The sequence below is a fragment of the Pseudoalteromonas sp. RWi3 genome (assembly GCF_054960735.1).
Genome location: NZ_JBHNYL010000015.1, coordinates 81296 through 88322, shown reverse-complemented (window position 1 = coordinate 88322; position 7027 = coordinate 81296). Strand labels below are relative to the sequence as shown.

At 42.9% G+C, this 7027-nt stretch carries 8 protein-coding genes; all 8 read right to left on the bottom strand.

Going from position 1 to position 7027, the window contains the following annotated elements; translation table 11 throughout:
• Positions 1-84 precede the first annotated feature (84 nt).
• The 8 genes from ACFI4Z_RS16080 to iscR all read right to left on the bottom strand — a co-directional run bounded on the left by ACFI4Z_RS16080 (position 85) and on the right by iscR (position 7006).
• Positions 85-1512: an NAD-dependent succinate-semialdehyde dehydrogenase gene (locus ACFI4Z_RS16080; protein ID WP_462671456.1), complete on the bottom strand. Its 1428-nt coding sequence runs from the start codon at positions 1510-1512 to the stop codon at positions 85-87.
• 141 nt (positions 1513-1653) lie between these two features.
• Positions 1654-1992 (bottom strand): ISC system 2Fe-2S type ferredoxin, encoded by a 339-nt coding sequence (fdx, locus tag ACFI4Z_RS16075; protein ID WP_087533302.1) that lies wholly within the window; start codon positions 1990-1992, stop codon positions 1654-1656.
• A gap of 10 nt (positions 1993-2002) precedes the next feature.
• Complete coding sequence (gene hscA / locus ACFI4Z_RS16070) at positions 2003-3865, bottom strand: Fe-S protein assembly chaperone HscA (protein ID WP_462671455.1); 1863 nt, start codon at positions 3863-3865, stop codon at positions 2003-2005.
• A 49-nt stretch (positions 3866-3914) separates the two neighbouring features.
• Positions 3915-4442 (bottom strand): co-chaperone HscB, encoded by a 528-nt coding sequence (gene hscB, locus ACFI4Z_RS16065; RefSeq protein ID WP_462671454.1) that lies wholly within the window; start codon positions 4440-4442, stop codon positions 3915-3917.
• A gap of 75 nt (positions 4443-4517) precedes the next feature.
• The gene (gene iscA, locus ACFI4Z_RS16060) at positions 4518-4841 is read right to left on the bottom strand and encodes an iron-sulfur cluster assembly protein IscA (protein WP_058560437.1); all 324 of its coding nucleotides are present in this window, start codon (positions 4839-4841) and stop codon (positions 4518-4520) included.
• 9 nt (positions 4842-4850) lie between these two features.
• Positions 4851-5234 carry a Fe-S cluster assembly scaffold IscU gene (gene iscU, locus ACFI4Z_RS16055; protein ID WP_135475614.1) on the bottom strand — a complete coding sequence of 128 codons (384 nt, stop codon included), beginning with the start codon at positions 5232-5234 and terminating at the stop codon, positions 4851-4853.
• A gap of 40 nt (positions 5235-5274) precedes the next feature.
• A complete protein-coding gene (locus tag ACFI4Z_RS16050) occupies positions 5275-6492 on the bottom strand; it encodes an IscS subfamily cysteine desulfurase (RefSeq protein ID WP_087533306.1) in 1218 nt (405 codons plus the stop codon).
• Positions 6493-6514: 22 nt separating this feature from the next.
• On the bottom strand, positions 6515-7006 hold the full coding sequence (gene iscR, locus ACFI4Z_RS16045; RefSeq protein WP_394193740.1) for a Fe-S cluster assembly transcriptional regulator IscR: 492 nt from the start codon (positions 7004-7006) through the stop codon (positions 6515-6517).
• Between the last annotated feature and the right edge of the window lie 21 nt (positions 7007-7027).

Genomic DNA, 7027 nt, shown 5'->3' with positions numbered 1-7027 from the left:
GCAAAAAACTATTTGATTCAGACTTTATGTCAAGGCTTTCCTTATACTCGGGCAGCTTAAAACTTTTAGCTTACCGCCCTACAGCTAAACTTTCATACACACATATTTTTCTTCGAGGTATTCGTCTAGTCCTTGGTGGCCGCCTTCTCGTCCTAGGCCTGATTGTTTTACACCGCCAAAAGGCGCAACGGGGTTTGAGATCAGCCCTTCATTAATACCCACCATGCCGTACTCGAGTGCTTCACTCACGCGGTAGATTTGTTTAATGTTTTGGCTATAAAAATAAGCAGCAAGGCCGTACGGCACGTTATTGGCAAGGGCGAGTACTTCTGCTTCTTCATCAAATGCGATAATGCTCACTACTGGACCAAATACTTCTTGATGGTAAATGTCCATTTCAGGGGTAACGCCTGTTAAAATAACAGGCGCTTGAAAATTCCCGCCTAACTCTTTGACATCATTTATTTGAGTCGCGCCTTTTTGTTTTGCATCACTAAGTAATTCGAGAACCTTTTGTTTTGCTTTGGCATATATCAGCGGACCAATATCACAGTCATCGGCAAAACCGCTGGCGACTTTTAATGAGGTTACTTTTTCATTGAGCTTTTTGACCACTTCATCTAACACATTGCGCTGCACAAAAATGCGATTAGCTGCCACACAAGTCTGCCCTGCGTTTCTAAACTTAGCGCCCATTAAACCTGTAACAGCTTCATCTAAATCAGCATTTTCAAAAATAATAAACGGCGCATTACCACCAAGCTCCATTGAGGTACGCTTAATTGTTGAAGCACATTGCGATAGTAACTGCTTACCCACACCGGTTGAACCAGTAAACGTAAACTTACGCACACATTCTGATTCTGTTAGCAGTTCACCGACCATTTTCGCATTTTCAGAAACCAGTACGTTAAAAGCACCTTTCTCAAAACCTGCCTGATCAGCTAAATATGCCAACGCAAGTGCACAAAGCGGAGTATGTTCTGAGGGCTTTAATACAAAGCTACAGCCTGCGGCATAAGCTGGGGCTACTTTGCGAGTCACCATGGCAATAGGAAAATTCCACGGTGTGATACCAGCCACAACTCCGATTGGTTGCTTAAAGCTCGTTAAACGGTGCTGATTGTCGGTCGGTGGGATCACATCGCCATAACTACGTTTTGCTTGCTCGGCAAACCATTTAATAAAACCGGCACCGTACTCTACTTCACCAAGGGATTCTTTGAGCGGTTTACCCTGCTCTTTAGTCATCAACTCGGCAAGGGTTTGTTTGTGCTCTATGACTAAATCGTACCAACGCATCAAGGTTTCGCTGCGCGATGTAGCATTAGTAGATTTTAGTTTAATAAACGCACCGTGAGCTGCGTCAATAGCCTGTTGTACGCCAGCTTGGTCAATATCACTAACCGAAGCAATCGCTTTATCTGTCGCAGGGTCAGTTACATCAAAGTGAGAATCTGTTGGGTAAAACTCACCATTAAAAAATGAATCAGTAAAAACTAAATGTGACATAAGACCTCCAGTTAGTGCTATTAGCCCTAAGTTGTAAGCTTTAAGTTTTAAGCTAAAACAAAAACACCGCGTTCACATTGAGCGCGGTGTTTTCTTTAAAGCTTACGGCTTATAGCTCTTATCTTACAGCTACACTTTAAATCAATGCTCTTCATTAACGATATTGAGATTGTATTTTGGTATTTCAACCACAAGGTCTTCATCTTTAATGATTGCTTGGCAGCCAAGGCGAGACTCTGACTCTAAGCCCCACGCTTTATCTAGCATGTCATCTTCTAGCTCGTCGCTTTCATCTAGTGAGTCAAAACCTTCACGAATAACTAAGTGGCAAGTAGTACAGGCACATGATTTTTCACAAGCGTGCGGAATACTAATACCGTTTTTTAAAGCAACATCTAAAACTGTTTCACCTGTTGGTGCTTCGATTGCGGCGCCGTCAGGACATAATTCCGGATGGGGAAGAAAAATAATTTGTGGCATTCTAACCTCTTTAAACGTTGTCTACTGACTGCCCTTGCAGTGCTTTTTTAATCGATGCATCCATTCTTCTCTCAGCGAATACGCTACTGGCGTTATCCACTTTTTCAATGGCTGCTTTAATATCACTTGGCTCAACGGCTGATTCACGAATAACAGCAAGTTGTGCAATTTCTTCTTTTAGGTTACTCAGTTCAGCTTCATCAAGCAATTGACTATCTGTAGCCAGTGATGCTTCAAGCGCTTCAATTACGCGTAGCGCTTCAACTTGTTGCTCTTTAAGCATGCGTGCTTGCATATCGTCTTTTGCGTTGGTCATTGACTCTTTTAGCATATTTGCTACTTGGTCATCTGATAAACCAAAAGACGGTTTTACTTGAATATCAGCTTGTACACCGGTTGATTTTTCCATTGCTGACACACTTAACAAACCATCGGCATCCACTTTAAAGGTGACCCGAATATGCGCAGCACCGGCTGCCATTGCAGGTATCCCTTTTAAGCTAAATTTAGCTAATGAACGACAATCATCAACAAGCTCACGCTCGCCTTGTAGCACATGCAATGACATGGCTGTTTGTCCGTCTTTAAACGTTGTGAATTCTTGTGCACGTGCAACAGGGATTGTGGTGTTGCGTGGAATGATTTTCTCAACTAAGCCGCCCATAGTCTCAAGACCAAGTGACAAAGGGAGTACGTCAAGCAGTAGCATATCTGAATCTGGTTTATTACCTACCAATACGTCAGCCTGCAATGCTGCACCTAAGGCAACAACGCGATCTGGGTCAATCGAAGTTAGTGGCTCTTTGTTAAAAAACTCAGCGACTTGGTTACGTACAATCGGCATACGAGTCGAACCACCGACCATAACCACTTGTAGTACTTCGTCATTTTCAATGCCCGCATCTTTAACTGCACGTCGGCACGAACGCAGTGTTTTTTTAACTAACGACATTGCCAGTTCTTCAAACTTTTCGCGGGTGACTTCGACCATGTGTTTTTCGTCGTCAAATTCAAGGCCAACATTCACTTTTGCGTATTGGCTTAATGCTTCTTTACACGCCTTGGCTTTATTGATGAATAAACGAAGTACCGAGGGTGATAAATTCATTACGCCAGTTTCACGTTTAAAGTGATCGACTAATAATGAATCAAAATCATCGCCACCTAGGCTTGAATCACCACCAGTAGCCAGTACCTCAAATACACCTTGGTTCAAACGCAGGATAGAGATATCAAAGGTGCCGCCACCTAAGTCATAAACAGCAATAATGCCTTCTTGACCCGAGTCTAAACCGTAGGCAACAGCGGCTGCTGTTGGCTCGTTTAATAAACGTAGTACATTGATGCCAGCAAGCTCTGCTGCATCTTTCGTGCTTTGGCGCTGTGCGTCATCAAAATAAGCTGGAACCGTGATCACGGCACCTAAAATATCTTGCCCTGCAAAGCTTTCTTCTGCACGTTGTTTAAGTGCTTTTAAAATATCACTTGAAGCGGTGATTGGACTGATATTACCTGCAGCAGTGTTGATCGCTAAAGCGCCATCATGCTGGCAAAAATCATAAGGTAATTGGCCGTAGCTTTGTTGTATTTCTGTTTGAGTTTTGCCTAAAAAGCGTTTCACAGAGATAAGCGTATTTGCTGGATCTTGCGTAGCGGCTTGTGCTGCGTGCTCACCGACTGTCACACTATCAGCTTGATAACGCACGACTGATGGCAACATAGCAGCCCCACCTACATCGGTTAATGTGCGTGCTTCACCGCTTTGTACCGTCGCGACTAATGAGTTGGTTGTACCAAGGTCGATACCTATAGCTAACTTATGTTCATGTGGTGCCGCGCTCTGCCCCGGCTCAGCAATTTGCAATAATGCCATAATGCTCTTTTAACTCGCTTTTACTTACTTTGATCAGTAAGTTAAAAAATTAATCGTCGAATAAACTGTCTTCAATACGTTCTAGTTCATCACGTAATTTATAAACAAACTTAAGCTTACGAATGTTATCTGCCGCTAGCTGCCATTGCTGTTCATCATCACTTGCCAGCTGCGCTGCAAGTTGTGCACTGTATTGACTATCGAGTTGTTTTATTTGCTGCTCAAACTGTGCAATGGCTGCATCAGGATCACTACTTGAGCTTAATTCTTCGAGCTCTTCACGTAGTTCCATTTGTTGCATTAAGAATAGCGGGTCTTGCAAGGTTTGTTGTTCAGCACGAATATCAACACCGAGCTCACTTAGCATGTATTCGGCACGTTTTACCGGGTGCTTAAGTGTTTGTAGTGCATCGTTAATTTCAGCAGCATTTTGTACTGCTAATAATTTGTCGCGGCTGCTGCTATTTGCGTGGCGATCAGGGTGAACGGCACGCTGTAGCTCTAGGTAGTTTTTATTGACTGTGGCCAAATCAACTTGGTAATCAACAGGTATTGCAAACAACTCAAAATAGCGCATTATCAAACCATATAAATTTCAGATAGAACAAAGCCCTACAGGTGCAGGGCTTAAGAATACAATTGCAATGAGCGATTAAACTGTGAAGCTTTCGCCACAACCACACTCATCAGCTTGATTCGGGTTTATAAACTTAAACCCTTCATTCAAACCTTCTTTGGTGTAATCAAGCTCTGTACCATCTATGTATACTAAGCTTTTAGCATCAACGATTACTTTTACCCCTTGGGATTCAAATACTTCGTCACCTTCAGATAAATCGTCTACAAACTCAAGAACATAAGCAAGACCTGAACAGCCCGTCGTTTTAATGCCTACGCGTAGGCCTAGGCCTTTACCGCGATTTGCTAAAAATGATTCTACGCGGTTTGCTGCCGCATCTGTCAATGTCACTGCCATGGTTATCTCTTACTTCGCTTGTTTACTTTTGTAATCTGCAATTGCTGCTTGGATAGCGTCTTCTGCTAAAATCGAACAGTGAATTTTCACTGGCGGTAATTCAAGCTCAGCACTGATATCAGTGTTTTTAATCGTTGCAGCTTCGTCTAATGTTTTGCCTTTCACCCACTCTGTTACCAGTGATGAAGATGCAATTGCACTACCACAACCATACGTTTTAAATTTAGCATCTTCGATAACACCGGTATCAGATACTTTGATTTGTAGCTTCATCACGTCACCACATGCTGGTGCGCCAACCATACCGGTTGCTACTGATGGATCGCTTTTGTCTAAAACACCTACGTTACGTGGGTTTTCAACATGATCAATTACTTTATCACTATACGCCATAATACTATCCTCACTACCTGCTAGTGGGTGTGCCCATCAATTAATGATGTGCCCACTCAACTGAATCTAAATCAACACCTTCTTGATGCATTTCCCATAAAGGAGACATCTCACGTAAGCGACCGATAGAGTTTTTCATTAAATTGACGGTATAATCAATCTCTTCTTCGGTGGTAAAACGGCCAATGCTGAAACGAATTGAGCTATGTGCTAGTTCGTCATTGCGGCCAAGCGCTCGTAATACATAAGAAGGCTCTAAGCTTGCTGATGTACAGGCAGAACCTGATGATACAGCAATATCTTTAACAGCCATTAATAACGATTCACCTTCAACAAAGTTAAAGCTGATGTTAACAATTCCTGGTACTGATTGGTCTTGTGCGCCATTGAAGTACACTTCGTCCATATCAGCCATAATGCCATCAATTAAACGCTTACGTAGCGCACTGATGTGAGCATGATCTTTTTCAAAATCTTGTTTTGCAATTCTAAATGCAGCACCCATACCAACTAACTGGTGTGTTGCTAAAGTGCCAGAACGCATACCACGTTCATGACCACCACCGTGCATTTGCGCTTCAAGGCGAGCACGTGGTTTACGACGAACGTACAACGCACCAATCCCTTTAGGGCCATATACTTTATGTGCTGAGAACGACATAAAATCAACTTTAAGCTGTTGAATGTCGATTAATACTTTACCTGCGCTTTGCGCTGCATCAACATGGAACATGATTTTGCGCTCGCGGCACATCTCGCCAATTGTCGCGATATCTTGAATCACACCTAGCTCGTTATTCACGTGCATGATGCTCACTAATACGGTGTCTTCACGCATTGTTTGCTCAAGCTTTTTAAGGTCGAGTAAACCGTTTTCTTCAACGTCCATATAAGTTACTTCAAAACCTTGACGCTCAAGCTCGCGACACGTGTCGATAACCGCTTTGTGCTCAGTTTTAGCGGTAATTACATGCTTACCTTTCTTTTTGTAAAACTGTGCAGCACCTTTAATTGCAAGGTTGTTTGATTCTGTTGCGCCCGACGTGAAAACGATTTCACGTGGGTCTGCATTAATTAGGTCAGCAATATCAGTACGCGCCTGATCGATTGCTTCTTCAGCTTGCCAACCAAAACGGTGTGAACGTGATGCAGGGTTACCAAAATTGCCATCCATTGTTAGGCATTGCATCATTTCTTTTGCAACACGCTCGTCAACTGGCGTGGTTGCTGCGTAATCTAAATAAATCGGTAACTTCATTTCTATCTCCGCTGGCGCCAACTTATAGTTGACAGCTTACTTGAATATTTTCCAATTGCTTAATTGCATTATTAACGCTGTTATCTTGGCGAGATGCGACTTCTTTAACGTCGGATTTCTCAACCAATTCAGCAAGGGTAATACCATTTAAAAAGTCTTCAATCCGCGTGCTTAAATCTGACCACAATGTGTGGGTCAAACAACGCATGCCACTTTGACATCCGCCTGTTGCGCCGTGACAGCGCGTTGCATCGACTGATTCATCAACGGCGCTTATTACATCGCCAACTGAAATTGTGCTTGAGTCGCGACCAAGTAAATAACCCCCACCTGGACCACGCACTGAACTTACTAAACCATTTTTACGTAAACGGGCAAATAATTGTTCAAGGTATGACAAAGAAATCTCTTGTCGTTCTGAAATATCGGCAAGGGGTACGGCACCTACATTTGTATGTAGTGCAACATCGAGCATAGCTGTAACGGCATATCTGCCTTTTGATGTTAACTTCATAGAGCCCCCGCACAAAAGAGT